Origin of the sequence: Pantoea sp. V106_11, from assembly GCF_029967885.1 — a bacterium.
Lineage (GTDB): Bacteria > Pseudomonadota > Gammaproteobacteria > Enterobacterales > Enterobacteriaceae > Pantoea > Pantoea ananatis.
Genome location: NZ_JASCAK010000037.1, coordinates 554,159 through 580,490, shown reverse-complemented (window position 1 = coordinate 580,490; position 26,332 = coordinate 554,159). Strand labels below are relative to the sequence as shown.

23 protein-coding genes are annotated in these 26,332 nt (G+C 54.7%); 10 read left to right on the top strand and 13 right to left on the bottom strand.

Features of this window, described 5'->3' with window-relative positions; all coding sequences use genetic code 11:
* Positions 1–4: 4 nt before the first annotated feature.
* The gene (locus QLG08_RS21520) at positions 5–898 is read left to right on the top strand and encodes a fructosamine kinase family protein (protein WP_282473172.1); all 894 of its coding nucleotides are present in this window, start codon (positions 5–7) and stop codon (positions 896–898) included.
* A gap of 4 nt (positions 899–902) precedes the next feature.
* On the opposite strand, the gene QLG08_RS21515 is transcribed toward QLG08_RS21520, so the two are convergent.
* Positions 903–1,439: a YniB family protein gene (locus tag QLG08_RS21515; RefSeq protein WP_014593590.1), complete on the bottom strand. Its 537-nt coding sequence runs from the start codon at positions 1,437–1,439 to the stop codon at positions 903–905.
* Positions 1,440–1,596: 157 nt separating this feature from the next.
* Between QLG08_RS21515 and hxpB the strand changes: the two genes are divergently transcribed.
* The 4 genes from hxpB to QLG08_RS21495 all read left to right on the top strand — a co-directional run bounded on the left by hxpB (position 1,597) and on the right by QLG08_RS21495 (position 5,121).
* Positions 1,597–2,265, top strand: coding sequence for a hexitol phosphatase HxpB (hxpB, locus tag QLG08_RS21510; protein ID WP_282473171.1), 669 nt, complete (start codon positions 1,597–1,599; stop codon positions 2,263–2,265).
* A 129-nt stretch (positions 2,266–2,394) separates the two neighbouring features.
* Complete coding sequence (locus tag QLG08_RS21505; RefSeq protein WP_015700429.1) at positions 2,395–2,985, top strand: metal-dependent hydrolase; 591 nt, start codon at positions 2,395–2,397, stop codon at positions 2,983–2,985.
* Positions 2,986–3,135: 150 nt separating this feature from the next.
* Positions 3,136–4,527, top strand: a complete 1,392-nt coding sequence (locus tag QLG08_RS21500; protein WP_282473170.1) for an L-cystine transporter — start codon at positions 3,136–3,138, stop codon at positions 4,525–4,527.
* A gap of 195 nt (positions 4,528–4,722) precedes the next feature.
* Entirely contained in the window at positions 4,723–5,121 is a 399-nt protein-coding gene (locus QLG08_RS21495) for a DUF6515 family protein (protein ID WP_014605970.1), read from the top strand.
* 55 nt (positions 5,122–5,176) lie between these two features.
* Here the strand turns inward: QLG08_RS21495 and osmE are convergent, their stop codons facing one another.
* Positions 5,177–5,512 carry an osmotically-inducible lipoprotein OsmE gene (osmE, locus tag QLG08_RS21490; RefSeq protein WP_013025567.1) on the bottom strand — a complete coding sequence of 112 codons (336 nt, stop codon included), beginning with the start codon at positions 5,510–5,512 and terminating at the stop codon, positions 5,177–5,179.
* A 226-nt stretch (positions 5,513–5,738) separates the two neighbouring features.
* Here osmE and QLG08_RS21485 point away from each other — a divergent pair, with 226 nt between their 5' ends.
* Both QLG08_RS21485 and nadE read left to right on the top strand, forming a co-directional pair.
* Positions 5,739–6,941: a multidrug effflux MFS transporter gene (locus QLG08_RS21485; protein ID WP_105078586.1), complete on the top strand. Its 1,203-nt coding sequence runs from the start codon at positions 5,739–5,741 to the stop codon at positions 6,939–6,941.
* A 117-nt stretch (positions 6,942–7,058) separates the two neighbouring features.
* Positions 7,059–7,883, top strand: coding sequence for an ammonia-dependent NAD(+) synthetase (gene nadE, locus QLG08_RS21480; protein WP_014605972.1), 825 nt, complete (start codon positions 7,059–7,061; stop codon positions 7,881–7,883).
* Between the two features lie 76 nt (positions 7,884–7,959).
* Here nadE and QLG08_RS21475 read toward each other — a convergent pair whose 3' ends face one another.
* Entirely contained in the window at positions 7,960–9,615 is a 1,656-nt protein-coding gene (locus QLG08_RS21475; RefSeq protein WP_015700432.1) for a methyl-accepting chemotaxis protein, read from the bottom strand.
* Positions 9,616–10,151: 536 nt separating this feature from the next.
* Here QLG08_RS21475 and yddG point away from each other — a divergent pair.
* Both yddG and cho read left to right on the top strand, forming a co-directional pair.
* Positions 10,152–11,042 (top strand): aromatic amino acid DMT transporter YddG, encoded by an 891-nt coding sequence (gene yddG / locus QLG08_RS21470; protein ID WP_014605974.1) that lies wholly within the window; start codon positions 10,152–10,154, stop codon positions 11,040–11,042.
* A 66-nt stretch (positions 11,043–11,108) separates the two neighbouring features.
* A complete protein-coding gene (gene cho / locus QLG08_RS21465; RefSeq protein ID WP_105088116.1) occupies positions 11,109–11,972 on the top strand; it encodes an excinuclease Cho in 864 nt (287 codons plus the stop codon).
* An 81-nt stretch (positions 11,973–12,053) separates the two neighbouring features.
* On the opposite strand, the gene spy is transcribed toward cho, so the two are convergent.
* The 6 genes from spy to QLG08_RS21435 form a co-directional block, all read right to left on the bottom strand.
* A complete protein-coding gene (gene spy, locus QLG08_RS21460) occupies positions 12,054–12,545 on the bottom strand; it encodes an ATP-independent periplasmic protein-refolding chaperone Spy (protein WP_019105326.1) in 492 nt (163 codons plus the stop codon).
* A gap of 282 nt (positions 12,546–12,827) precedes the next feature.
* Positions 12,828–13,823 (bottom strand): succinylglutamate desuccinylase, encoded by a 996-nt coding sequence (gene astE / locus QLG08_RS21455; protein ID WP_282473169.1) that lies wholly within the window; start codon positions 13,821–13,823, stop codon positions 12,828–12,830.
* Positions 13,824–13,872: 49 nt separating this feature from the next.
* A complete protein-coding gene (gene astB / locus QLG08_RS21450; protein WP_042677203.1) occupies positions 13,873–15,198 on the bottom strand; it encodes an N-succinylarginine dihydrolase in 1,326 nt (441 codons plus the stop codon).
* A complete protein-coding gene (gene astD, locus QLG08_RS21445; RefSeq protein ID WP_282473168.1) occupies positions 15,198–16,664 on the bottom strand; it encodes a succinylglutamate-semialdehyde dehydrogenase in 1,467 nt (488 codons plus the stop codon). Before astD ends, astB begins: the two co-directional genes overlap by 1 nt.
* The gene (gene astA, locus QLG08_RS21440; RefSeq protein ID WP_042677204.1) at positions 16,661–17,692 is read right to left on the bottom strand and encodes an arginine N-succinyltransferase; all 1,032 of its coding nucleotides are present in this window, start codon (positions 17,690–17,692) and stop codon (positions 16,661–16,663) included. Before astA ends, astD begins: the two co-directional genes overlap by 4 nt.
* Complete coding sequence (locus QLG08_RS21435) at positions 17,689–18,909, bottom strand: aspartate aminotransferase family protein (RefSeq protein WP_013025556.1); 1,221 nt, start codon at positions 18,907–18,909, stop codon at positions 17,689–17,691. The genes astA and QLG08_RS21435 overlap by 4 nt, the downstream gene beginning before the upstream one ends.
* 887 nt (positions 18,910–19,796) lie before the next feature.
* Here QLG08_RS21435 and QLG08_RS21430 point away from each other — a divergent pair.
* The gene (locus QLG08_RS21430; RefSeq protein WP_014593579.1) at positions 19,797–20,876 is read left to right on the top strand and encodes a porin OmpC; all 1,080 of its coding nucleotides are present in this window, start codon (positions 19,797–19,799) and stop codon (positions 20,874–20,876) included.
* Between the two features lie 426 nt (positions 20,877–21,302).
* Here the strand turns inward: QLG08_RS21430 and QLG08_RS21425 are convergent, their stop codons facing one another.
* From QLG08_RS21425 to QLG08_RS21410, 4 genes are all read right to left on the bottom strand, one after another.
* Complete coding sequence (locus tag QLG08_RS21425; RefSeq protein WP_042678173.1) at positions 21,303–22,775, bottom strand: YchO/YchP family invasin; 1,473 nt, start codon at positions 22,773–22,775, stop codon at positions 21,303–21,305.
* 138 nt (positions 22,776–22,913) lie between these two features.
* Positions 22,914–23,708, bottom strand: coding sequence for a glucose 1-dehydrogenase (locus tag QLG08_RS21420; RefSeq protein WP_013025553.1), 795 nt, complete (start codon positions 23,706–23,708; stop codon positions 22,914–22,916).
* A gap of 12 nt (positions 23,709–23,720) precedes the next feature.
* Positions 23,721–24,788: an ABC transporter permease gene (locus tag QLG08_RS21415; RefSeq protein WP_014593577.1), complete on the bottom strand. Its 1,068-nt coding sequence runs from the start codon at positions 24,786–24,788 to the stop codon at positions 23,721–23,723.
* Positions 24,789–24,805: 17 nt separating this feature from the next.
* Positions 24,806–26,332 carry a sugar ABC transporter ATP-binding protein gene (locus tag QLG08_RS21410; RefSeq protein ID WP_019105331.1) on the bottom strand — a complete coding sequence of 509 codons (1,527 nt, stop codon included), beginning with the start codon at positions 26,330–26,332 and terminating at the stop codon, positions 24,806–24,808.

Here is a 26,332-nt window from a genome sequence, read left to right as displayed (position 1 = left end):
CCCGATGTGGTCAGCCATTAATCGTCTGTTAAGCGAGCAATTTGGTGACGCCGATATTACCCAACGCCACGAGCTCCCCGGTGGCGATGTGCATCCCGCCTGGCTGATTCGCTATGGTGAGCAGGATGTCTTTGTCAAATGCAACAGCCGCGATAAGGTTTCGCTGTTCAGTTGGGAAGCCGATCAACTCGCCCTGCTGCGCCGAACGCAGACCGTCCGCGTCCCTGAGGTTTACGGGGTGGGCAGCGATCGCGACTACAGCTTTCTGCTGCTGGAATACATCAAGCCTCAGCCTCTCGATGCGCACAGCGCACTGCAGCTGGGCCAGCAGCTGGCACATCTGCATCAGTGGAGCGAACAACCGCAGTTTGGTCTTGATTTCGATAACAACCTGACCACCACACCTCAGCCAAACAGTTGGCTACGGCGCTGGTCAGTCTTTTTTGCAGAGCAGCGTATCGGCTGGCAGCTGCAAATTGCCGCCGAGAAAGGCATTCTCTACGGCAATGCCGAGCTGATTGTCGACTGTGTGCAGCGCACCCTGGCCTCCCATCACCCGCAACCTTCCCTGCTCCATGGCGATCTGTGGCCCGCCAACTGCGCAGCCAGCCAGAACGGGCCATGGATTTTTGATCCGGCCTGTTACTGGGGCGACAGAGAATGTGATCTGGCGATGCTGAGCTGGTTTAACGATCTGCCCAGAGAAATCTTCGACGGCTATAATCAGGTCTGGCCGCTGCCGGATGGCTTCTCACAGCGCCAGCCGGTTTATCAGCTTTATTATCTGCTAAACCGGGCCAACGTGTTCGGCGGCAACTGGCTGGGCGCCGCGCAGTTTGCCGTAGGTCAGTTACTGGACGACGACGCGCTGGCGGCCGGCCAGGCTAAACCGGCCTGACCGGTTAGAGAAAACCGAGTAACGAAAGCAGAAAATATCCGGCGATAACAATCACGATGGGCAAAATATAGAGCGGGAAAATCTGCAGAAAAATGGTGTGACGAGGAATGCGCACCTTCTCTTCCACCTGCTGACGCGTGCGCCCTTCGCTGCCTTTCGCCTGTTCGAGGATCATCTGGTCTTCAATGCCTTCGCGGACATGGCGAACCTGCCTCCCCATACGCGCACCTGACGCTTCCAGGGCCAGCCCGATGAAGATCAGAATATAGATTAGCCAGAACCCCAGGTTCATCTGGCCGTTAAACTCCGGCACGGGCGAGTTGTGCCAGAAAACGTTCAGAAACGGCGTGTTAAAACGAATCATATCGACCATGACATGAATAAAATCGAGCATCACGGCATCAATGCCGGGTTTCTTTTCACTGTGTTTAAAGAGAAAACTCAGCAGTGAGATGATCGTGGAGAGCAACGCCAGTAAAAAAACTATCCAGCCGACAACGCGTTTAAGGATGGCAATACGGCCAGCCTGTTGATAGGTCATGATATCTCCTGAACCCAAAATCCTGTTAGCCTTCAGTCTAACCTGCCCTTAGGGAATTTTCCCAAAAAAAAGAGCAGGCTGCGCCCGGCAAGGCTCTCGTTAACCCCCCGCCTGCGTTCGTGGTAAGGTAGCGGGATTATTTACAGGGGAGCGCCTTATGTCTTACCACCACCCGGTTTACGCTGCTTTATTTGATATGGATGGATTACTGATTGATTCGGAACCGCTCTGGGATCGGGCCGAAATGGATATCTTTTCCACCCTGGACGTTGATTTAACGCGCCGTCATACGCTGCCCGATACGCTCGGGCTACGCATCGATCAAACCGTGCGCATGTGGTATGAAACGCTGCCCTGGACCGGTCCGTCGCAGCAGGAGATTACCCAGCGCATTATTACCCGCGTGGTGGAACTGATTGCGACAGAACGTCCTCTGCTGCCCGGTGTTGAATCGGCCCTGAGGTTATGTAAGCAGCAGGGGCTAAAAACCGGCCTGGTCTCGGCCTCGCCGCTGTTTATGCTGGAAGCCGTGCTGGAGATGTTCAACCTACGGCCCTGGTTTGACGTGCTGTCTTCGGCGGAGAACCTGCCTTACAGCAAGCCGCACCCTCAGGTGTACCTTAATGCGGCGGAGGCGCTGGGCATCGATCCGTTAAACTGCGTCGCGCTGGAAGACTCCGTTAACGGAATGGTGGCGAGCAAAGCGGCACGGATGCGCGCCATCGTCGTGCCGGCTGCCGTCCATCAGGAAGATGCTCGTTGGGCACTGGCCGATGTTAAACTCGGCAACCTGACACAGCTGATGCCCGCCCACTTACTGGGGTAATCGTGCCTGTGTTGTAACCTGTTGCACAGGCTTAAAAAATTAACGCTTCGTTACAGCGTCACAGGTTCTCATTTACTGGATAAATCCCTATACTGGATGCATCGACAGTTTTTGCAGCCAGGTTTTATCATGACGGCCGAGGGCCATATCTTTTTTGCGGTTGCCAGCGCTATTTTTGCCAAACGGGCCGAACTCACGCCGGTGATGGCGCACGCAGACTGGTGGCATTTGATCCCGGCCACGTTACTGACCTGCCTGCTTCCCGATATCGATCATCCCAAATCTCTGTTAGGACAGCGGCTTCGCTGGCTGTCCCACCCTATTGCGCGGGCCTTTGGTCACCGGGGATTTACCCACAGCCTGCTTGCGGTGGCGGCCAGCCTGTGGCTATTTCAGATTAACGTCCCGAAAAGCTGGCCCCTCCCGGCCGATGTATTGCAGGGCATGACGCTCGGTTATCTGAGCCATATTGTGGCGGATATGCTCACTCCCGCTGGCGTTCCACTACTCTGGCCCTGCCGCTGGCGTTTTCGCCTGCCGGTACTGAATAGCCAGAAAGGCAATCAACTGGAGCGAGCGCTCTGTTTATGCCTGATCGGTTACGCTCTGTGGTTCCCGGTAGGGATGCCTTCATTTGGCGAAAATGGCTGGCCCGCCCAGGTATTCGACACCTTACAAAATGGCGTTAGCCGTCTCATTTCTGCGCAATCTGAGCGTTAATTGCCCGGGAAAAGGGTAAGGTTATAAGCTATTCCATTTGGATATAAGATTGCGCGATTTCTAACTGTTACCATTTCTGGATACGTATCTTTACGATCAAACCTCTGCTGCTCTCCTGACCAGGGAATGCTGCATTACATCGGAGTTGCTATGGATATTCCTCTTACGCTTAACGTCGTGGCATTTGTGCTGCTACTGCTTTTGCTGTCGCGCCTTGGCCGGGCAAACTGGAGCCTGTCGAAAAAGGTTCTGACTGGCCTGGTGCTGGGTGTAGTGTTTGGCCTCGCGCTTCAGCTGATTTATGGCGGCAACAGCGATATCGTTAAAGCCTCTATCGGCTGGTTTAACATCGTGGGTAACGGTTATGTTCAGCTGTTACAGATGATTGTGATGCCGCTGGTGTTCGTGTCGATTCTCAGCGCCGTGGCCCGCCTGCACAATGCCTCCTCACTGGGAAAAATCAGTTTTCTGACCATCGGCGTACTGCTGTTTACAACGGCAATTTCTGCCCTGATCGGCGTTTTTGTCACCGGCCTGTTTCACCTTAACGCGACCGGTCTGGTACAGGGCGCCCAGGAAACGGCTCGCCTGAGCGCGATTCAGAGCAACTACGTTGGTAAAGTCGCTGATTTGACAGTGCCTCAGTTAATCCTGTCATTCATTCCTAAAAACCCGTTTGCCGACTTAACCGGTGCCAGCCCGACGTCCATCATCAGCGTGGTCATCTTCGCCGCGTTCCTGGGTGTGGCTGCCCTGCAGTTGCACAAGGATGATGAGGTAAAAGGCCAGGGGGTACTGACCGCCATTGATACGCTGCAGTCGTGGGTGATGAAGCTGGTTCGCCTGATTATGAAGCTGACACCTTATGGTGTGCTGGCGCTGATGACCAAAGTCGTTGCCGGCTCCAACGTGCAGGACATCATCAAGCTGGGCAGCTTTGTTGTGGCATCCTATTTGGGCCTGACCCTTATGTTTGTGGTTCATGCGCTGCTCCTGTCGGTCAACGGCATCAATCCTATGCGCTTCTTCCGCAAAGTGTGGCCGGTATTGACCTTTGCCTTTACCAGCCGCTCCAGCGCCGCCAGCATTCCACTGAACGTGGAGGCGCAAACCCGCCGCCTTGGCGTACCTGAATCGATTGCCAGCTTCTCGGCCTCATTTGGTGCCACCATTGGACAGAACGGCTGTGCCGGTCTTTATCCGACGATGCTGGCAGTGATGGTCGCCCCGACGGTCGGCATCAATCCTTTTGATCCGCTGTGGATTGCCACGCTGGTCGGCATTGTGACATTGAGTTCAGCAGGCGTAGCCGGTGTCGGCGGCGGAGCGACCTTTGCCGCGCTGATCGTCCTGCCTGCGATGGGGCTGCCGGTCACGCTGGTCGCGCTGCTGATTTCCATTGAGCCTCTGATTGACATGGGACGAACCGCGTTAAACGTCAATGGCTCAATGACCGCAGGATCGCTTACCAGTCGCTGGCTGGGCCTGACCGATAAACGCGTTTTAGAGCGCAGCGAACACAGTGAATTAGAGCACAGCTAATCACGCCAGACCTGGCGTCCACCGCCAGGTCTTTCTCTCTGTTTTTGTCTTATCTTCTCCTTATTTCTTCATCATCATCCTGTTCCCGTTAAGAAAACGTTAAGCGTGGTAAACGGGCAATAATGCACAGCATTTCCCCTTGTCTTTACGCAGCAAAAAGAGAATTCTGCAGGTAATAACTGCAGGAGAATGCTCATGAAAACGGTTATCGCCTCATTACTGGCGCTAGCAATTGTCGCGCCCACTCACGCGTTTGCTCGTCCCGGCGACTGGGGCCCGGGTCCACACTGGCGACCCGGCCCAGGTTGGCATGGTCCGGCACCGCGCTGGCACGGCCCCGATCACTTCCATGTTCTGCCGCTGGCCGCAACGGCGGTATTGATTGGCGGATTAACGTATTACCTGCTTAACGGCAGTTATTATCAGCGTCACGGAGAAGAGTACGTGGTGGTTGAGCCGCCTGTGCAAACCTACGAAACGGGCATGAGAGTGCTGGATTTTAACGGCAGGCGCTTTTATGTGCAGGACGGGCACTACTATCAGCGGGAAATTAACGGCAGCTACATTGAAGTGCCCCGACCGGCAGGATTGTAGCTATAAAAAAAACGGCTCACCCAATGGCGAGCCGTTTCTTATTTAAAGCGGCTAATTACTGCTTAACCTGCGGGTCAGTGTCGTATTCAGCACAGCTCTGGAAGCCGTAGTTCATCACGCGGCCTACATCGTTGTAGCTGACGAAATAGGTTTGGGCTTTACCGTCACGCTCGCCGATAACGTAGGTCTGGCAGGTACCACGTGCATGCACCATGGTGATTTCAGTGGAAGCTGGGCCAGCAATCTGGCGTACCTGCTCGCGGGTCATGCCTTTTTTGACGTCCTTAACCACCGGCTTAGTCACGTAGCTTTCGGCACGATCGTAAGTCGTACAACCAGAGAGCGCAGCCAGCGTCAGCGCCGCAGCGATACATCCCATCACTTTATTCATCTTGTTGTTCCTCGTTTTTTGTCCATGTGCTGAAAAGCCTGGAACATAAAACGGTTTTTTTCAAGTTAATGACAGACTTAAACTCAACTCGCTCAGGATGCTTTGATAACATGCCCCGAGATGACCTTTGCGCAGCCGCCAATAAGTGAGACAGCACGCTTGCCGGGCTTGCCCTGGCAACAACCCTTAAAAGTGACAATGTCACATTTTTACTTACAGAGGATACATGAAGCTTTCATCACCAAACCGCCTGGTTTATGCCATTACACTGGGATTGCTCGCCGCACTGGGGCCGTTGTGCATTGACCTGTACCTGCCCGCGCTGCCCCAGTTGGCAACGGATCTTCAGACATCGACCTCAACGGCACAGCTCAGCCTGACGGCCGGGCTGCTCGGTCTGGGAGCCGGGCAGCTGTTTTTCGGGCCGATGAGCGATAAATTTGGCCGCCTGCGCCCACTGACGTTGTCCCTGGTGCTGCTGTTTATTGCCTCGGTGGGCTGCGCGCTGGCGCAGGACATTAACCAGTTGCTACTGGCTCGCCTGTTTCAGGGACTGGCAGGCGCAGGCGGTGCGGTGCTCTCACGGGCAATTGCTCGTGACATGTACAGTGGTCATGAACTTACCCGCTTTTTTGCCCTGTTAATGCTGGTAAACGGCCTGGCACCTGTCGCTGCACCTGTACTGGGCGGCGCACTCATGACCTTTCTGAACTGGCGCGGTATCTTTGTGGTGCTGGGCTGTATCGCGGTTTTACTTATCCTGCTGGCGCGCGGAAAGCTGCATGAAAGTCTGCCCGCCGGGCGACGCAGTCAGGGATCGGTCTTTTCTGCCTATGCGGCGCTGGGCCAGGTTATTACCCATCGCCCTTTTATGGGATTTTGTCTGACGCAGGGGCTGATGATGTCGGGCATGTTTGCCTATATTGGCGCCTCGCCGTTTGTTCTGCAGGAACGTTATGGCCTGTCACCGCAGGCGTTCAGCCTTTGCTTTGCCGCAAACGGTTTCGGGCTAATCATCGCCTCTCAGACCAGCGCCCGGCTCTGTCCACTGTGGGGGGAGTTTCGGGTGCTAAAAGGCGGGCTGACGTTGGCAGGCGTGGCATCCAGCCTGTTGCTGATCGCGGGAATAAGTCATGCTCCCCTGCCGCTGTTACTGCTGGCCCTGTTCTTTACCGTTGCCAGTAACGGCGTGATTTCCACGACGGCGGCCTCACTGGCGATGCAAAGCCAGGGGCAGCGCGCCGGTAGCGCTTCAGCCGTGATTGGCGTGACGATGTTTACCCTGGGGGCCATTGCCATACCGGTGACGGGCATCGGAGGAACATCAGTAATCAGTATGACGCTGACCGTTTTTGGCTGCTACATGCTGGCTATAATGACGTTTATGGCTTTGGCGAAAAAACCGGCATCTGGTGCAAAAACCCTGTGATTCCGCCTGCCCTGATAAAAACAGCTGTCGCTTTGGCTTGTTGTTTACAGGGATGCGCGTTAGCGTTAAAACAGGCGTTGTATTGTGCCAATGAGCGACAGACTTGAGGAGATGTTGATGTCACTGCAGCAGGAAATCATTACCGCACTCGGCGTTAAGCCGACTATCGATCCACAACAGGAAATCCGCACTAGCGTTGATTTCCTAAAAGCGTACTTAACCCGTCACAGCGGCGTTAAGACGTTGGTACTCGGTATCAGCGGCGGACAGGATTCAACCCTGACCGGCAAACTGGCCCAAATGGCAATAACGGAACTTCGGCAAGAAACGGGCGATAAGGACTATACCTTTATCGCGGTGCGCCTGCCTTATGGCGTGCAGGCCGATGAGCAGGACTGTCAGGATGCACTGGCCTTTATCCAGCCGGATCGCTCGCTGGTGGTCAACATTAAAGAAGCGGTGCTGGCCAGCGAGCGGGCGCTGAAAGACGCGGGCATCGTCCTGTCCGATTTTATCCGCGGTAATGAAAAAGCCCGCGAACGTATGAAAGCGCAGTACAGCATTGCCGGCATGACCAAAGGTGTGGTGGTCGGTACCGACCACGGCGCAGAAGCCGTTACCGGTTTCTTCACCAAATATGGCGACGGCGGGAGTGACATCAACCCAATCTTCCGCCTGAATAAACGTCAGGGAAAACAGTTGCTGAAAACCCTGGGCTGTCCCGAGCATCTCTATCTGAAAAAACCCACCGCCGACCTTGAAGACGATCGTCCTGGCCTGCAGGATGAAGTCGCGCTGGGTGTGACATACGACATGATCGATGACTATCTGGAAGGCAAAACCATTGCGCCGGAAAGCGCGAAGATCATTGAAGGCTGGTACCTGAAAACCGAGCACAAGCGTCGTCCGCCTGTGACCGTTTTCGACGATTTCTGGAAATAATCCCCCTCGTCTTTATCCGTTAACATCGCGCCCGGTCAGCTCAGTAGCCGGGCGCTGCCATGTAATAGGTTCCCGATTAAAAACGCTGCCAGTCAGCGTCACCCGCCGCTGCCATCGCGTTGCGGGCAGGAAGTGGCACGCGGTCTGCACGTCCGACCCTGCTGCTTTGGATCGGTGCCTGGCGCTGCGTTTTGGCGAGCGTGAAGGTAGCAACCAGCTGGTTGAGGGTTGAGGCCTGATCCATTAATGAACGGGATGCAGAAGACGCTTCTTCAACCAGAGAGGCATTTTGCTGCGTCACATCATCCATCTGGTTTACGGCCAGGTGCACCTGATTAATCCCTTGAGACTGTTCGTTTGCAGCAACCGAAATCTCATCGACTAAATCGGTCACCTGACGGACCGCGTCTGTCATGCGCGTAATATTGTTACCCACGCCTTCTGCCTGATTCGAGCCGGCTTCCACATGGAGCATAGAAGCTTCAATAAGCGCTTTGATCTCCCTGGCAGAAGAAGACGATCGCTGAGCCAGATTGCGCACTTCCCCTGCCACCACGGCAAAACCACGCCCCTGTTCGCCTGCCCGCGCCGCTTCAACCGCCGCGTTAAGCGCCAGGATATTGGTCTGGAATGCAATACCTTCAATCAACGCGATAATATCGGTAATTTTTGTCGAGCTCGTCCGGATATCGCCCATGGTCATCAGCATCGCCTTCACGCGTGACGCACTGTCTTCAGAGATATCACGCGCGTTTTGGGCAAGCTGGCTGGCAAGTCGTGTATTTTCTGCCGTCTGACGCACTGTTTCACTCAACTCAGACATGCTGGCAGCCGTCTGTTCCAGGGAGGCAGCCTGCTCTTCCGTACGGGAGGAGAGATCTTCGTTGCCCGCAGAAATTTGTGCGGAAGCCGTGCTGACCGACTGCGCCGCGCTTTCTACTGCGCTGAGGGACAGGGCAACGTTTTCCACCAAATGGTTAAATGCCTTTGCCGTCAGGCCGATTTCATCTCTGCGAGCGTCATCTGCACGTAATGTCAGATCCAGATTTTCGCTCGCGGCTTCCATTGTGTGGCGCATCGCGTTGAGCTGACGACGAATAGCAAAAATGGTTTTAAGCGTAAAAAAGCCCAAAAGCAGTATGGCTGAAGCTGAGCCGGCAATCAGAATGAGTAAAGTATGACGATAGGTGCTGTCATTTTCTTTACGGAGTTGATTACCAATATCCACATTGAGTTGCAGCTGTTTCTGATAATCGTTAATCAGCTGTCGGGTTACCGCACCGATACCGCTATTACCCTGCAGCATCGACAAAGAAACCGCATCGTTCTGTGCGCGTGAGGCGGTGAGAAAAGCAGGCAGATCCGCCTCAATTTTTTTAATGGTGACAAATGCCTTTTCGGTCATCTGTCGATCTTCCTCACTGGAAATATCGTTCTTAAGGTAATTCTGGTTGAGCAGCGAAATATGGTTTAAGACACCGTTGATTTCTTTCTCAATCTGCATCTGCTTAGCGGGATCGGTCATGCTCTGATGATGGTAGAGCGCGATGATAATGGCGTTGCTGCCGTCAACCATTTTGGCGATATCAGTAATAGAAGGAAGGGTATTTTCCTGCACATACTGGAAACGGTATTGAAAACCGTCCGCCACAGAAACCGCCACGATAACCATGGTTATCAGCGCCATGCAGAGAAGAGAAAAGGTCAGTAAAAGCCGCTGTGTTATAGTCATATTTTTCACCTGGTTGTAATTAAAACAGTTAATTCGTCTAAAAAATTCAGACGCAGACCTTAACTATCGACATAAAAAGGTGATAACAGCGCCCAAAACAGGCATTGTTTATTAAGCATTTAACGTGGATGAATTATTTGAAAAACAATAAGTTATTATTATGATGACGTATAAAAAAACACATCGTTACGCACTGTAATAAATCCTTAACCAATTCTTAACGCTCCACCCTGTTTTGGCGCTCGCGGACGGAAATCTATGAAACCTAATCCTGTGGTCATCCCCCTTTGCCTGCACGGGGTTGATGCGCTTGCGAGGCTCGTCAATAGAGGGAAAGCCCCAAAGGTTGGATTGCGATCGCGTTATGCAACCTGTTAATCAGGCCATTCATGAAGGGCGTTGAGGGAAAAACGTTGCTCCGCACAGGGCCTGTTACAGGTTCCCCTGGCGGAATACCTGATGGACAGGCTACATGCTTACCGTTAGCATACTTCGCGCTCGCTGCCCGCTGGCGGCTCCTTTAGACGTTGAGTTTTATGCCTGCTAACTTATCACGCGCAACCTTAATCGGTTTGAGTGCGATTCTGCTCTGGAGCACCACCCTTGGCCTGTTGCGCAGCGTCAGTGAGGCGTTTGGCCCGACCGGCGGCGCCGCGCTGATTTATTCCACGACAGCGATTTTACTGTGCCTCACGCGCGGCATCCCCCATCCGCGCTCCCTGCCAGGGCGCTATCTGCTTGTGGGCGGCACCCTGTTTGTCGGCTATGAAATTTGCCTGGCGCTGGCGATTGGTCTCGCCAGCAACCGTCAACAGTCGCTGGAACTGGGGATGATCAACTATCTCTGGCCATGTCTGACCATCCTGCTGGCCATTCCGCTTAATCAACAGCGTTTTCGCCTGTGGCTATGGCCCGGACTGCTGCTTTCCCTGTGCGGAATCATCTGGGTGATGAAGGGCGCCAACGAAGATGTACTGGGCCAGATGACGCAGAATATGACCCGCAATCCCACAGCCTACCTGCTGGCGTTTATTGCGGCATTAACGTGGGCACTCTACAACAACATCACGCGCCGCTTTGCACGTGGCAGCAACGGCGTCACCCTGTTTTTTGTGGTGACGGCTCTGGCGCTGTGGCTCAAATTCGCGTTGTTCACCCCTCAGGAAACCATGCAGTTTAGCCTGACTGCTGCTGCAGAAGTGCTGTTTATGGGCGCATCGACGGCGCTTGCCTATTCGGCCTGGAACTATGGTATCCAGCATGGCAACCTGACGCTGCTGGCGACCGCATCCTACTTCACGCCGGTGCTCTCGGCGCTGCTGGCCTCGCTGTGGCTGGACCTGGTGCCGGCGGTGAGTTTCTGGCAGGGCGTCGCCCTGATTACCGCCGGGTCGCTACTTTGCTGGCTGGCGACCCGACGTTTATAAATCTCAGACTGGCGAACGTTTAACCTGCCTGTTACACTGTATGGACAACCAGTACAGGAGTCCGTTTTGGTAAGACGTGCAGCGACCCATCGCCTCGAATTTGACGCGGCAACCATTTATGAATACCCGGACCATTTGCGTGAATGGCTGGAAGGCCTGCCCAATCAGCCCGGCGTTTATACCTTTCATGGCGACAGCGAGACCTTGCCGTTGTACATCGGCAAAAGTGTGAATCTGCGTTCGCGTGTGATGTCCCATTTTCGTACGCCAGACGAAGCAAAGATGTTGCGACAGTCGCGGCGCGTCAGTTGGATCCCTACGGCGGGCGCTCTCGGTGCGCTGTTGCTGGAAGCGCAGATGATCAAAACGCAGCAGCCCCTGTTTAATAAACGTCTGCGCAAAAACCGCCAGCTCTGTTCGCTGCGCATTACTCCAGAGGGTAAACCGGACGTCGTCTATGCCCGTGACGTCGATTTTAGTCAGTCACCGAATCTGTTTGGGCTTTACCGCAGTCGTTTTGCCGCGCTGGAACGCCTGAAACAGCTCGCCGATGAATATCAGCTCTGCCACGGTTTACTCGGTCTGGAAGCGGTGAGTGCCAGCCGGGGCTGTTTCCGCTCTGCCCTGCGCCGTTGTGCCGGGGCCTGCTGTGGCAAGGAGCCCGTCAGCGATCATCAGGACAGGCTGCTGTCTGCGCTGGAGAGCGTGCGGGTATTCTGCTGGCCGTGGCAGGGTGCCGTGGCGCTGGTGGAGGAAGGCAAACACATGACGCAGATCCACGTTATCGATCACTGGTTTTATCTGGGCTCGGTAAACACGATCGAAGAGGCAAAAGCCCTTAAACGTGGCAAAGGTGGATTCGATCATGACGGCTACAAAATTCTCTGCAGCCCGGTGCTGTCTGGCAACTACCCTGTTATTCCCCTCTAACATAAAAAAACCGCCGACACTGCCCACATCACATGGACAAGGCCGGCGGTCTTCAACCGTGTTTACTGATTAACGTGCAGCTTATTGCGCGGGTGCAGGTGCGGGTGCCATCTTGCCGTGCATCGGACGTTTTTCAGTCAGGTGCTTTTCAAAATTGGCGTTGTACTGTTTTTTCTGCTCCGGCGTCAGCACGTTATACAGCTTATTCTGCGTTTCCATCATGGCAACCGCGTTTGCTTTCGCGTTGGCCGTCATTTTGTCTGCCTGGGCTTCAGCCTGGGCTTTATCAAAGCTGTCAGAGGCGATGATGGCATGGGTTGCACGACGCTCATCCAGTGACGGACGCTGCATTTCACCACGGCGCTCTTTCATAATTTCATGCATTTTGGTTTTTTGATCGGCGGTCAGATTCAGACCGCCGAACATCATATCCATACCGTGCCGCATTGGTTTATGCATCGGCTTTTCCGTGCCTGCCGGTGGCGGTGTCAGATTATCTGCCTCAGCATGAACAACCGATGCCGCGCCAAATGCCAGAGTAGAAGCCAGTAACAGAGAAGTTAATTTACGCATCACAGTGTCCTTTTTATTCACTTGTTCAGTTTAGTAACGACAGCACTCTGTCGCGTCTTCGGAAACAAGCATACGACGCTGAACGTCAATTACTGCGAGCGAGAGTAAAAGCGTGAAAGCGCAAAAGCCACAATTCAGGCAATCATGGAGGGATTAAGAAGAAAGCGGTGAGAAATTGAAAAAGAGTATGAATAATCAGGAGATTTCGGATAAATCGTGGAGAATTGTAATGCCTTTAGCAGTAAAGCGGAAGGTGTCTTCCGCCTTTTTATTTGGATAAGGTCAGAGAGGCAATGCCTGGGTTTGTTCGCTTTCTTCAACCAACATCAGGCCCGCCCGCAGCCCCAGCGCAACACGCGGGTTAGGAAACAATACATACTCCCGCGCCTGCTGCACGAAATAGCGTTTTTCCCCGTCTTCAGCCAGTAAGGCCCCCTGCGGGAAGGCGGTGAAGTTTTTGGTGTCATCACTCATATGAAGCTGAAAGTTCTCGCTGTGGCAGGTGATCTGCTGGCTTACCCGATAGCGGCGCGGAACGGATTGCGCTTCCGGTAAGGTCTCGCCATACAACAATGCTGCCAGAGCCTGGGCAGCCGCGCTAAACTGGGTTAAATCGTTTTCGCCAAAGGGCCGGGCCTGCCCCAACTCCAGCGTACAGCTGGCTGCGCCGAAATGCTCACAGCTGAAATGGGTGAAGGTGCCCGCTGGCGAGCGGTGGAAAACCAGCGCCTCCAGTCCGGCTACCGCCAGCCAGTGCAAAAACGCTGCCGGCCATGGCCGATCGTTTCTGGGCATTACGCCAAAACGCGTGTGATAAGAACCGCGCAGGGCCGTATGCATGTCGAGGTGCCAGCGGGTTTCATCACACTCGCCCAGTTGCCAGAAATTCTCCAGCGTTTGTTCCAGCCGCAGCACTCGCCGCGCCTCATCCCCGTCATCAATCTGCTGCCAGCGTCCGCCGAACAGTCGGTTAATGTCGTAGGCCACATAGCGTTTTCCTGCGCGCAGCGCCGAGGGATTACCCAATACCACCAGCATGCGCTGCTGAAGCGGCTTCTCGCCCTGAAGTAAGGGCGTGATGAGTTGGTTAAGCATTTCTACAGGGGCAGTCTCATTGCCGTGAACCCCTGCAGAAAGCACCAGCGCCTGTTTAACCGGCGTTTTGGGCTCCATGAGAAGAATACCGTGATACAACCACTGCCAGCGAAGATGCGCCGTCTCACCTTTACGCTTACGCGGTGCTTCACCAGACAGCGTCTGCTGTAAAAAGTCCTGCATCGTTCCTCCTTAAAACCGGAAGCGGGCAGCCCTCATGGCAGCGCCTGCTTCACTGCTGAAATGCATACACATTTCCTAAGTCTAGCAGTCTGGTCAATTCATCAAGGGCAACCCGCCCTTCTTGCAGCAATTGCGGATCGGTTAAATCGTCTTGCGTTAGCCTGTCGCGGTAGTGACGGTCGACCCACTGGTTGAGCATGGTGAACAGGCGATCGTTCATCAGTACCGCAGGATTCACCGCCCGTTGCTCATCTGGCGTTAACACCACGCGCAGACGCAGGCAGGCCGGTCCACCGCCATTATGCATGCTTTCCCGCAAATCAAATACCTGTAATGACTGCAACGGTCCATCGCCTTCTACCTGCTCGCTCAGGTAGCGCCATACGCCAGGATGCTGGCGGGACTCTTCGGGCAGCACTAGCATCATGCTGCCGTCGGCACGGGTCAGAAGCTGGCTGTTAAACAGGTAGGTGCTCACCGCATCCTGCACGGAAACCCGGGAGGTTGGCACTTCAAGCGCGACAAACCCCGGAACACATTCGTGCAAACGACGCAGCAAAGCGGGCTGATCGACAAATGCCTGCTGATGGCAGAACAGCATTTGCTGATTGCTGACCGCAATAACATCGTTGTGGAAAACGCCCTGATCGATGACCTCAGGATTTTGCTGAGCAAAGATTACCTTGTCGGAGGCAAGCTGATGAAGACGGGCGACGGCTTCGCTGGCCTCGCGGGTTTGCCGGGCAGGATAACGCTGCGGGGCCGAGCCAGACTGGTTATCACGACCGTAAATAAACAGTTGTACGCCAGCATCACCATAATCGCCCCCCAGACGATTATGGTTGGCGGCGCCTTCATCGCCAAACAGCGCGACCTGAGGCAGCGCATCATGCACGGAAAAATGGGCCGGATCGCGAAATATGGCCCGCAACAGCGCCGCCGTTTCCGGGGCTTCAATCGCGCGATGAAATTTATTATTGAGGTTGGCAACGGTAAAATGCACACGACGATCGGCGCTGTCGGCAGAAGGCGAAACCGTGGCGGCATTTGCCACCCACATCGCCGAGGCTGAACTCGCTGCGGATAGCAGCGCCGGTGCGGTTTTCCCTGCTTTTTCCAGCACCTGTGCGTCGCTGCCGCTAAAGCCCAACTGACGCAGCACGGCGATATTAGGCCGCTCATGGGGCGGTATCACGCCCTGAACGAATCCCATATCGGCCAGGGCTTTCATTTTCAACAAGCCCTGCTTTGCCGCCAGGCGCGGGTTCGACGGCTGTCGCTGGTGACGCGTGGAGGCTTCGTTGCCAAATGACAAGCCCGCATAATGGTGGGTCAGTCCGACCAGACCGTCGAAATTCGCTTCAATGGCTTTCATTAACGGGCTCCTTGCGGCGAAAAGTCGAGGCCCGGCGATAAGGCTTCAGGAAGGCTAAGCTCAGGTGATTCAAGCGAGGCCATCGGCCAGGCACAGTAATCCGCCGCATACCACGCGCTGGCACGGTGGTTGCCTGATGCACCAATACCGCCAAAAGGTGCCGTACTGGCGGCGCCCGTCAGAGGTTTATTCCAGTTCACGATCCCGGCCCGCGCTTCCAGCAGCAGTTGTTCAAACTGTGCACGCGAGGGCGAAATCAAGCCGCATGACAGACCATAGCGCGTCTGGTTGGCCAGACGAATTGCCTGAGGATAATCGTCATAACGGATCACGCCCAGCAGCGGCCCGAACACTTCCTCATCAGGCAGACCGTCCACCGCCGTCAGATCAATAATCCCCGGGGTTAATAATGCCTGTTGGCGATCGGGCCAGCGCATCGTCAGCAGCACCTTGCCGCCCGCCGCGACGCGCTGCTGCCATTCGGCATAAATTTTTTCGGCGGCGGCGCAGGAGATGACGCTGCCCATAAAAGGTTGGGGACTGGCGTTCCAGGCGCCCGGCTGCAGCCTTCCTGCCACCTCGATCAGCCGCTGCAGGAAGGCATCGCCTGCGGCACCGCGCCTGACCAGCAAACGTCGGGCGCATGTACAGCGCTGACCTGCGGTAATAAACGCCGACTGAATCGCAACATGCACCGCGCCCTCAATATCCGCCGGATCTTCAACGATCAGTGCATTGTTACCGCCCATTTCCAACGCCAGCATTTTTTCCGGCTGCCCGGCAAACTGGCGATGTAACTGATAACCGGTATGCGCGCTGCCGGTAAACAGCAGCCCGTCAATCTCCTGTTCCGCCGCCAGCGCCTGACCGGTTTCACGGCCGCCCTGGACCAGCCCGATGACGCCGGCAGGCACGCCCGCCGCCTGCCACAGCTGCACTGTTTTTTCTGCGGTCGCAGGCGTAAGTTCGCTGGGTTTAAACACGACACAGTTTCCCGCCAGCAAGGCCGGCACGATGTGCCCGTTGGGCAAATGTCCCGGAAAGTTATAGGGGCCAAATACCGCCAGCACGCCATGAGGACGATGACACAAGGCGCTGTCGCCCTGCTGCTGTTCCCCGGTGCGCTGATGATAGGCCTTCACTGAAATACCAATTTTATTGATCATTGCGGTGACTTCGGTCAGGGCTTCCCAGCGCGGCTTGCCCGTTTCCTGCGCGATACACTCGGCCAGGGCCGTTTTATGTGCCTCAAGCTCTGCCGCAAAGCGTTCGACCAGGGCCTGACGCGCGGCAAACGGCTGTCTCGCCCATGCCGGAAATGCCGCCCGCGCCGCCTGGCAGGCCGCGCTCACCTGCGCCGTTGAGGCCGCTGAACCTTGCCACAGGATTTCACCGCTGACCGGATCCTGTTTGGAAAAATGCACTGACTCGCCGTTGAGCCAGTGTCCGTTAATCAGGTGCGTCATGCTTTTTTCTCCTCGCTCCACAGCGTCACGACGCGCAGGCTGTCGCCAGGCTGGCAGTGTAACGCCTGCAGCTGTTCATCATTGAGCTGAACACTTTTCGCCATGGGTTCGACAGGTAAAAGTGCAACACGAAACTGGTGATAATTGCTATTCGCGACTAAACAGAGCGGCGCATCCTGTGACGCATCCCCCCGTTGAGCCGTCAGTACCCGGCTTTCGCGCACCGCACGAATGTCATCGATATCGCACTCCAGCGTGGGGCCACCATCGAAGATGTCGATATACTGGCGATAGCGAAAGCCTTCGGCTTCCAGCACCGCACGCGCGGGGGCCGTTTTGGGATGTACCTGACCAATAACGGCCTGCGCTTCTGGCGTCAGATAGTGCAGATAAAGCGGGTGCTTGGGCATCAGTTCGGCGATAAAGGCTTTTTGCCCGGTGCCACTCAGAAAATCGGCTTTGCGAAATTCCATTGAAAAGAAGTGAATGCCCACGCTGTCCCAGAACGGTGAATGCCCCTGCTCATCACTGACGCCGCGCATTTCGGCAACCACCCGCTCCATAAAGTATTCGCGGAAGTTCGCCATAAACAGAAAACGGGATTTCGACAGGAGATAACCGTTCTTGCCATCGCGGTAATCGGCATCGAGGAACAGCGTGCAGAGTTCGCTGCTGCCGGTATGATCGTTACTCAGCGATAAGGTCGGTAAGGCGGCGTAAACGTTCAGCTCTTTCGAGGCGTGCACCTGTGTTCCCACACGAAAGTTATACCAGGGTTCCTGCAGCCCAACCGCAACCTCAATGGCGCAGATCCCCACCGCACGATTATCCTGGCTGTCGGCCAGTACAAACACATAGCCCTGCTCGGCCCGCGGCAAACTGCCCTGCCAGGTTTGCAGCGATCGCTCAATTCGGGCCTGTAAGGTGGCGCTGTCAACCGGCAACGAGGTCAGCCCGCCGCCCGTTTTCGCCGCCAGTTCCATCAGTTGGCTGAGATCGTCCCGTTCGACCGGACGGATCACCATCATGATGTCTTTCCTTGTAGCAGGTGTTCACACGCCTGGGCAAAACGCGCCATGCCGGTCTTCACTTCCTGCTCGCTGATGTTGAGCGCAGGCGCGAAGCGCACCACGTTGGCTCCGGCAATCAGCACCATGACGCCATATTCCGCGGCGATAAGGTTGATCTGTTTCGCCTTGCCCGCAAAGTCGTCGCTGAGCACGGCCCCGATCAGTAACCCCAGCCCGCGCACCTCTTTAAACAGGTGCAGACGCTGATTAAGGTCGTTTAGCGCCGCGACAATCCAGTCATGACGTTGCGTGACACCGGCCATCACTTCAGGCTGGTTAATCAGTTCCATGACTTTTCCGGCCACTGCGCCCGCCAGCGGATTGCCGCCATAGGTCGTGCCGTGGGTACCTACGCCCATGACCTGAGCCAGATCCTCGCGCGTCAGCATCGCCCCTATAGGAAACCCGCCGCCCAGCGCTTTAGCACTGGTTAGCACATCCGGCGTCACGCCATAGTGCATATAAGCGTAAAGCGCGCCGGTCCGGCCCACGCCGCTCTGCACTTCGTCGAAAATTAACAGCGCGTCATGTTTATCGCACAGTTCACGCAGCCCACGCAGGAAGGCGGGTTCGGCGGGCACGACGCCGCCTTCCCCCTGAATGGGCTCGACAATCACGGCGCAGGTGCTGTCGTTAATCAGGTCTGCCGCAGAGGCAAGATCATTAAAGGCGGCGTGCTGAATGTCCGCAGGGAGCGGCGCAAAATCCCGCGAATAGGCGGGCTGGCCACCCGCTGAGACCGTAAACAGCGTACGGCCATGAAAGGCATTCTTAAACGCCACGATGCCGCTTTTATGCTGCCCGACTCTGTCATGGGCCACTTTACGGGCCAGCTTAAGCGCCGCCTCGTTAGCCTCGGCACCGGAGTTACAAAAGAAAACCCGATCGGCAAAGGTGGCATCAATCAACTGCTTCGCCAGGCGTAAAACGGGTTCATTGGTGTAGCCGTTGCCCGTGTGCCAGAGGCGTGAGGCTTGATCCTGAAGTGCCTGCTGGAGAGCGGGATGCGCATGCCCGAGCGCATTAACGGCAATGCCCCCGGCAAAATCGATATAGTCTTTTCCCTGCTGATCCCAGAGGGTTGAACCTTCAGCACGGACGGGTACAAAGCTGGCGGGTGCATAAACGGGCATCATCCATTGATCAAAATCCTGACGCGAAACCTGCAGTGACATAGCCCTTCTCCTGTTCCCCAGCGGGTAACGTATTTGTATGTTAATTGTTAAAAATATAATAAATCTCGCCCTACTCTAGTTTGCAGATAGCGTGCCAGCCAAGGACTAAAATGCATAAAACAAGCTGGATTAAGGAATATCAATAGGTTACGAAAGGTCGCCATTCACTTATTTTGCATAAATAGTGAATAGTTATCTGACAAAGGCGGGATGGCAGAGCTTTTTAAAGCAGAATTATGCATTCGCGGGATGAAATATCGCTTTTGTGATCGCTGATAAACTATCTGCTCAAAATAGTGCAGCAACCGCCTTAAATCAGGGCAGTTGCACGGCTGTCGTGCAGAGGAGGATAAGTATTAGAGATAACGTTAATGCGACAGACATGATTTTTATCGGCGTAATTTAAAAAAGTGATAAAAAAATACTCACCCTCTCAATTTAAATATATTTATATGAAACTGGTAATATTGTTTCGCAGGTTATCATCAGAGCGTTAATAAATTACCGATCGCCGATTTAATTATCACTAAGCAACCTAATGGTTAACCATCAAACCTGTTTTGTTCATTTATTGCACGAGGTGTGTTGATTATTTAGACAGAAAGGCTAGCAATATCATTTTTTTGCCATATTGCATTTCCCCTTTCTATAAAAATCACTAATCATCTGTTTTATATGCTTTTCTTGCATTTACATTGCTGGCAGGGTCATAAGAAAAAGCACTGACAGGTAGCACCATCGCCGCCAGACTGGCTTGATTGGGATTTAGTTCCTTAAAATACACAATTAGTTACACTTATTGCGCTAGGCTGAATTAACAATTTGTGTCATTTTCTTTTCACCCCAACAGAGGGGAAATAATAATATAACCACAGGGTAAATAATAAATGATGAAGCGCACATTAGTGGCGGCATTAATGCCGTTACTGATCGGTCTGTCTACTGCTCAGGCCGCACAGATTTATAATAAAGACGGGAATAAGCTGGATATTCAAGGCAAGGTTAACGTATTGCGTTATTTTTCCGACGATAATAGCAACAACGGTGACGCCAGTTATGCACGTTTAGGTTTTAAAGGTGAAACCGCGATTACCGATCAACTCACTGGTTACGGTTTCTGGCAGTACCAATACAGCCTGAAAAACTCTGAAGGTAGTGATGCTAACAACGGTAACAAAACCCGTCTGGGCTACGCCGGTCTGAAATTCGGCCAACTGGGTTCGGTGGACTACGGCCGTAACTACGGCCTGGTTTATGACGCACTGGGTTATACCGATATGCTGCCTGTGTTTGGCGGTGATTCAGCGAACTCTGATGCGTTTTTAAGCCTGCGTTCGGGCGGCCTGCTGACCTGGCGTAATAAAGACTTCTTTGGTCTGGTTAAAGGCTGGAACGTTGCGGCGCAGTATGAAGGCAAAAACGATCGCACCAGCACCACTGATACAGGCCTGGAAGTGCGTCGCTCTAACGGCGATGGCTTTGCCCTGTCTACGTCCTATGACTTTGATTTTGGCCTGAGCTTTGTGGGCTCCTATGCCAGCCTGAATCGTATTGCGGCGCAAAACACTGCAGCCTTCGGTCGGGGTGATAAAGCACAACTGTGGGCAACAGCAGCCAAATATGACGCCAATCAGATCTATCTGGCAGCCATGTACGGTGAAACCCTCAACGCGACTCCAATTAACGGTGGTTTTGCGAATAAAACGCAAAACATGGAAGTTGTGGCACAGTACCAGTTCCTGAACGGCTTCCGACCCTCTATTGGCTACGTCGCCTCGAAAGCGAAAGATCTTGAAGGAATTGGCGAGGCTGATCTGTACAAGTATACGGCAGTTGGTGCGACCTATTACTTTAATAAAAATATGTCAGTGTATGCTGAGTACAAAATTAACCTGCTGAAGAAAAACAACCCGCTGGGTCTGGCAACAGACGACATTACGGGCGTAGGTATGACCTACCAGTTCTAATCGTTTACCCTCATTGCAAAACGGCCCGGCCTGTGTCTGACGGGCCGTTTTTTCATCCGCCAGCCTAAGCCCGATCTTCCCACTCACACTTCAAACCCCTTTAACAGCGCCAACGCTGGGAGTGAGAAATCACGTCGACGTTCAACAGCCTGCGGGTTCAATAATCACCCGCGCTGTCAGTTCGCGGATAAGATTTTCGATGATGTCAGCGCGTGCACTTCCGTCTGAAGATATCGCCACAATCCCGAACGGGATCGGTAAAAGACACAAAATGTCGCCTCGTGTCTGACCCGAGAAGGTGAATACGTCTGCGCATCCAGGCTGGCAGCAAGAAGAAGCAAAGCAACCCGGTGATCGCCATTTTTAAAAGATCGCAGGCACTTTCCCGCACGACAACATACTCTCTCTCTCGCTCTGTAATCTTGCTTATTCGCTAAAACTCAGGCTGTTACTGGACGAGGGCATCTGGACAGCACCGTCAACCGCGGGCTCATCCATCGACAATGGCGCTTGCACTTTCAGGGTGATCCAGTTTGAAGTGACGCGCTGCTGTTTACTGTCTTCCACCGTGACCGACAGACGGTACTCATTGCTGGCGCCCGGCGTGCTGTCCCAGGGGGGAACAATCACGCTCCAGCCATCAATGGCATTATTGTTCGGCGGTGATGTCAGGCTCAGTGCCTGAGTATCGCCCTGCCAGCTCAGCGCCTTAATGCTATGACTAGCGCGCAGTTGCAGCTTGAGCGGTACGCTCTCACCGGGATTAAGCTGCCACGGCGGCGTCGCCAGGAATACAGATAGCGTTTTACGCTGCCTGTAGGCCATCACCGGGTTTTGGCTGCGCGTCACCGTGTCGTAGCGGCTGCCCCGTAAGGAGCGCGCTTCCGCGACGTTATTGGCATCCAGCTGCTTGCTCAGCGCGACCCCAAAGCGGTAATTGAGTTTGAGGCCAAGCTGATCCTGGCTCTCTCCGGCACTGCTGGTTTTGTGGCTGGCCGAAATGGTCACCAGCGGCACGGGCGTATAAGACAGCCCCAGCGAGAGCGCCGCCGGGTTATGGTAACGGTTGCCGCTGTTAAACAGGTCAACCTTTTCCCCCAGATATTGCTGATAGCTGAATGATACGCCCAGCTGACGATAGAACGGCAAATAGCTTTGGGTGGTGATGTCGTAACCTTCGGCCATGCGGGACTGCTGGCTGTCACCACGATTACGCCATCCGGACAAGGGATGATAGTAGTTAGCAGAAAAGCGCAGATTGTTGCTCCAGGCCTCAGTGCCCACCGAGGCGCGCTGAAGTCCAGTGCGAAAGCTACGATCGATAAAACTGTTGTAACCCAACAGCCAGTTGCCTGCGTCCCAGCGCTGACCCAGCCCGGCATTACCTACCACGCCTTCAACAGAGTCGTGCAGCCCAAGCTGACTGAATGTAAGGTAGCGATTCTCATCAGCCAGCGGGCTGAACAGATTGCCGCCGGTGCCGTCAAAGTTGCCGGCCATGTCCACGTTTAAGTTGAACTCGGCGTTGCCATAAGGCGACAGTAAAGACTGCCCTTCACTCTCAACCCGCGTCGCCACTTCGTCGCGCAGTCGGTCAAAAGCCCACTGCCCGGCCTGCTCGCCCAGGGTCAGATCACTGCTGCTTTCATTGGCTTCCGCAATACTTTTGGCCGCCTTCGCCAGCTTTTTGCTCCAGTCATGGTTATCTTCGACGTTGCCAAGAGAAGGAAGATCGTTCAGTGACTGGCGAAAACGCGTGGGATCGCTAAAAGGGGTTTCCGACACCTGATGATCCGTTTGCAGCGCACCGGCGGGCAGCGCCAGAAGCGCTGTCAGAGCAGCGAGAGAGAAAGTCACAGGTCTAAACATCAAATCATTACGTCCGGGCATAAAAATCATCAGGTGGTTTCTCAACGAGAGTGATAAAACCAGCGCTAATTATTTTAGCATAATGTGACCCAGATTCATGACTTAACTCGATATTTGTGCATCTGCGAGCCGCCTGGCCGCATGTCGCGGCCAGGCAAGCCGCTTGTTTCAGGAAAAAATTAGCCCGCCATCAACATTAACGGTTTGTCCGGTAATGTAGCGCGCATCATCCGATGCCAGAAAGGCGACCAGCCCGGCAACGTCCTGTGGCTGCCCGGCACGTTTAAGGGGAATGTTCTCTACCCATTCCGCCATCAGCTCGCCTTTACCATAGGTTTTTTGTTGCGTGCTCAGAATTTCGCCCCAGACGCGATCGTTGTAATCCCACATTTCGCTTTCGATGATGCCAGGGCAAAACGCATTAACCGTGATATTCCAGCGGGCCAGCTCCAGCGCCAGACTTTGCGTAATGCCAATGACGCCCATTTTGCTGGCAGCATAGTGCGGCGTGTAGATAAATCCTTTACGCCCCTGCCCTGAAGACGTGTTAATCAGGCTGCCGCCGTTTTGCTGCACCATGTATTTAGCGGCTTCACGACAGCACAGCCAGACGCCCGTGGTATTCACCGCCAGCACGCGTTCGAAATCGCTTTTGGGCATATTCCCGAAGGTATCAATCGTGATAATGCCCGCGTTCTGAACCGAAACGTCAATGCGGCCAAAGCGCTCAAATGCCTGCTGATACACCTGCTGCACATCGTTCTCATCGGTTACATCGGCCTGCAGGGCCAGAATCGCGTTGGCGATGGGCCGCAGGCTGTCCGCCGTGGCAAAAACACGTTCAGAATTGGATACCATCACCAGGTTTGCGCCGTCCTGGGCAAACCTGGCGGCAATGCCTGCGCCAATACCGCGACAGGCGCCGGTGATGACGACCGTTTTCCCACTAAAATCCCGGTTCATTGTGTTCTCCTGTTATCCATGACGAATGTCAGCATGGGGCACCGCCGGCGGCTGCTTATCATGGCGGCGCAGTAGTATCACTTTGCTTTGTAAACGCTGCTGGAACTGGTCAATCACCACGGCGGTGACAATCACCACGCCCTTGATCACCATCTGCCAGAAATCACTGACGCCCATCATCACCATGCCATCGGCCAGAAAAACAATCACGAAGGCACCGATAATGGAACCGGACACGCGGCCACGGCCGCCTGCCAACGCCGTGCCACCCAGCACCGTGGCACCGATGGCATCCATCTCAAACATGTTGCCTGTCATGGGGTGCGCGGTCTGCAGCTGAGAAGCCACCACCAGCCCAACTAATCCGGCACACAGCCCGGAAAAAGCGTAAACAAACACTTTGACTTTGATGATGGGCACCCCCGCCAGCCGCGCGGCCGACTCATTGCCGCCGGTGGCATAGATATAGCGCCCAAGCGGCGTTTTCCGTGTCAGGTACAGGCCAAGGAGTAAAAAGCCGATCATCAGCCAGATGGGAATAAAAACCCCCAGTACGGTGCCGGAACCCAGCAGTGCGAAACCGGTATTGCCCAGCGCGGGCATGCCAACCAGATTGGCGTAGGTGGCGCCATCGTTAAACAGCAGCGCTGCGCCACGGGCCACATACATCATGCCCAGCGTACAGATAAAAGGGGCAACGCCGAGGCGAGTAATTATCGTGCCGTTGACGATGCCCACCAGCGTGCCAAACAGCGCGACCGTGAGGATCACCTCCGGCACATTAAGAAACAGTCGCGCGCCATTCCACAGCGGCACGCCCGACGTCAGTAACGCGCCCGCCACCATGCCGCAGATCCCGGCGACGGCACCGACAGACAGATCGATACCTCCGGTCAGGATCACCAGGGTCATGCCGATAGCCAGGAGCCCGGTAATCGCCACGTGCTGGGTCATAATCAGCATGTTCGACGGCGTCAGGAAATTAGGCACCATCACGCTAAAAAAGCCGACCACGATCAGCAGCGCAATAAAGGTACGCGCCTTGAGTAAGTACATGTACAGCAGATATTTTTGATTCATCTTATTCTCCGGCAACCTCAGGCTTGCGGGGTGGATGCACTAATCAGTTTTTCGCGCGTGGCAGCGGCACGGGGCAAATCGGCAGTAATACGGCCATCGGCCATGACCAGAATCCGATCGGCGAGCGCCATGACCTCATCCAGTTCGGACGACGAAAACATCACCGCCAGCCCCTGCTGCGCCAGTTTGCCAATCAGGTGATACACATCGGTTTTGGCCCCGACATCAATGCCGCGGGTGGGCTCATCCAGCAACACCACCGCAGGTCCGGTCATCAGCGCTTTTCCCAGCACCACCTTCTGCTGATTTCCGCCGCTTAATGCGCTGATAGGCAACTCGCTGTCGCTGACTTTAATCGCCAGGTGCTGAATCATTTCATTGACACGCTGCCGTTCTTTGTCAGGGTGCACGATGCCCAGCGCCCGGCGAAAGCCGCGCAGGCTGAGATTCGACAAGGTCATATTGGCGCTAATCGACATCAGCTCGATCACGCCTTCACCTTTACGATCCTCCGGCACCAGCGTGATGCCGCGCTTCAGTCGCTGCTGGAAACTGCAGTTGTCCAGCCGCTGTCCACCTAACTGAATCTCCCCACGCTGACAAGGCAGTAACCCGGTTAATCCCTTAAACAGCTCTGTTCGTCCGGCGCCCAGCAGGCCATAAATACCAATCACTTCGCCTTTGCGCAGGCTGAAACTCACCGCATTGAGCCGGTAGCCACCGTTCTGATGCAGTGCGGTGAGCCCCGCCACCTGCAGCACCGTCTCCCCCTGCGGCGCGGGTTGATAGTCGAAGTGCTTTTTCTTGTCGCCAACCATTTGTTCAATAATCCAGGGCACGCTGACGTCGCGCACCTCACGCGCGGCGATGAAACGCCCGTCCCGGAAAACCGTAATGTGGTCGCCGATCTCCATTAGCTCTTCCAGCCGATGGGAGATATAGATAATGGTGACGCCGCGTCGCTTGAGCTGTTCAATGACGTTGAACAGCACTTTAACTTCCGACTGACTCAGGGCGCTGGTCGGTTCATCCATAATCAGCACGCGCGTATCCTTCGACAGCGCGCGGGCGATCTCGACCAGCTGTTGATGACCAATGCCCAGCGCATCCAGCGCAGCATAGGGATCGACGTCCAGTTCCAGCCGTTCCAGCAGTGCTTTGGCCAGCTGATACTGATACTTTTCGTTGATGACGCCGCGCTGGAAGAACTCATTGGCGATAAAGATGTTGTCCATCACGTTCATATTCGGGAACAGGTTCAGCTCCTGAAAGATAATGCTGATGCCCAATTTTTCGGCCTGTTGGGTGGAGTGAAGCGTCACAGGTTTGCCATCCAGCAGAATCACGCCTGACGATGGGGTTTCCACCCCGGCCAGCATCTTCATCATGGTGGATTTGCCGGCACCGTTTTCCCCGATGAGCACATTGACCTTGTTGCGATAAACCCGGTAGTTAACCTGATCCAGGGCGGTCACGCCGGGATAAACCCGCGACAGGCCGCGCGTCTCAATAATGACGTCGTCTTGCTGTTCAGTAACATGCAT

What these genes read in the sequence shown, in the direction of transcription:
- QLG08_RS21520 (WP_282473172.1), top strand. Translation starts at nt 5, where the DNA reads ATGTGGTCAGCCATTAATCGTCTGTTAAGCGAGCAATTTGGTGACGCC.
- QLG08_RS21515 (WP_014593590.1), bottom strand. Translation starts at nt 1,439, where the DNA reads ATGACCTATCAACAGGCTGGCCGTATTGCCATCCTTAAACGCGTTGTC.
- hxpB (WP_282473171.1), top strand. Translation starts at nt 1,597, where the DNA reads ATGTCTTACCACCACCCGGTTTACGCTGCTTTATTTGATATGGATGGA.
- QLG08_RS21505 (WP_015700429.1), top strand. Translation starts at nt 2,395, where the DNA reads ATGACGGCCGAGGGCCATATCTTTTTTGCGGTTGCCAGCGCTATTTTT.
- QLG08_RS21500 (WP_282473170.1), top strand. Translation starts at nt 3,136, where the DNA reads ATGGATATTCCTCTTACGCTTAACGTCGTGGCATTTGTGCTGCTACTG.
- QLG08_RS21495 (WP_014605970.1), top strand. Translation starts at nt 4,723, where the DNA reads ATGAAAACGGTTATCGCCTCATTACTGGCGCTAGCAATTGTCGCGCCC.
- osmE (WP_013025567.1), bottom strand. Translation starts at nt 5,512, where the DNA reads ATGAATAAAGTGATGGGATGTATCGCTGCGGCGCTGACGCTGGCTGCG.
- QLG08_RS21485 (WP_105078586.1), top strand. Translation starts at nt 5,739, where the DNA reads ATGAAGCTTTCATCACCAAACCGCCTGGTTTATGCCATTACACTGGGA.
- nadE (WP_014605972.1), top strand. Translation starts at nt 7,059, where the DNA reads ATGTCACTGCAGCAGGAAATCATTACCGCACTCGGCGTTAAGCCGACT.
- QLG08_RS21475 (WP_015700432.1), bottom strand. Translation starts at nt 9,615, where the DNA reads ATGACTATAACACAGCGGCTTTTACTGACCTTTTCTCTTCTCTGCATG.
- yddG (WP_014605974.1), top strand. Translation starts at nt 10,152, where the DNA reads ATGCCTGCTAACTTATCACGCGCAACCTTAATCGGTTTGAGTGCGATT.
- spy (WP_019105326.1), bottom strand. Translation starts at nt 12,545, where the DNA reads ATGCGTAAATTAACTTCTCTGTTACTGGCTTCTACTCTGGCATTTGGC.
- astE (WP_282473169.1), bottom strand. Translation starts at nt 13,823, where the DNA reads ATGCAGGACTTTTTACAGCAGACGCTGTCTGGTGAAGCACCGCGTAAG.
- astB (WP_042677203.1), bottom strand. Translation starts at nt 15,198, where the DNA reads ATGAAAGCCATTGAAGCGAATTTCGACGGTCTGGTCGGACTGACCCAC.
- astD (WP_282473168.1), bottom strand. Translation starts at nt 16,664, where the DNA reads ATGACGCACCTGATTAACGGACACTGGCTCAACGGCGAGTCAGTGCAT.
- astA (WP_042677204.1), bottom strand. Translation starts at nt 17,692, where the DNA reads ATGATGGTGATCCGTCCGGTCGAACGGGACGATCTCAGCCAACTGATG.
- QLG08_RS21435 (WP_013025556.1), bottom strand. Translation starts at nt 18,909, where the DNA reads ATGTCACTGCAGGTTTCGCGTCAGGATTTTGATCAATGGATGATGCCC.
- QLG08_RS21430 (WP_014593579.1), top strand. Translation starts at nt 19,797, where the DNA reads ATGATGAAGCGCACATTAGTGGCGGCATTAATGCCGTTACTGATCGGT.
- QLG08_RS21425 (WP_042678173.1), bottom strand. Translation starts at nt 22,775, where the DNA reads ATGATTTTTATGCCCGGACGTAATGATTTGATGTTTAGACCTGTGACT.
- QLG08_RS21420 (WP_013025553.1), bottom strand. Translation starts at nt 23,708, where the DNA reads ATGAACCGGGATTTTAGTGGGAAAACGGTCGTCATCACCGGCGCCTGT.
- QLG08_RS21415 (WP_014593577.1), bottom strand. Translation starts at nt 24,788, where the DNA reads ATGAATCAAAAATATCTGCTGTACATGTACTTACTCAAGGCGCGTACC.
- QLG08_RS21410 (WP_019105331.1), bottom strand. Translation starts at nt 26,332, where the DNA reads ATGCATGTTACTGAACAGCAAGACGACGTCATTATTGAGACGCGCGGC.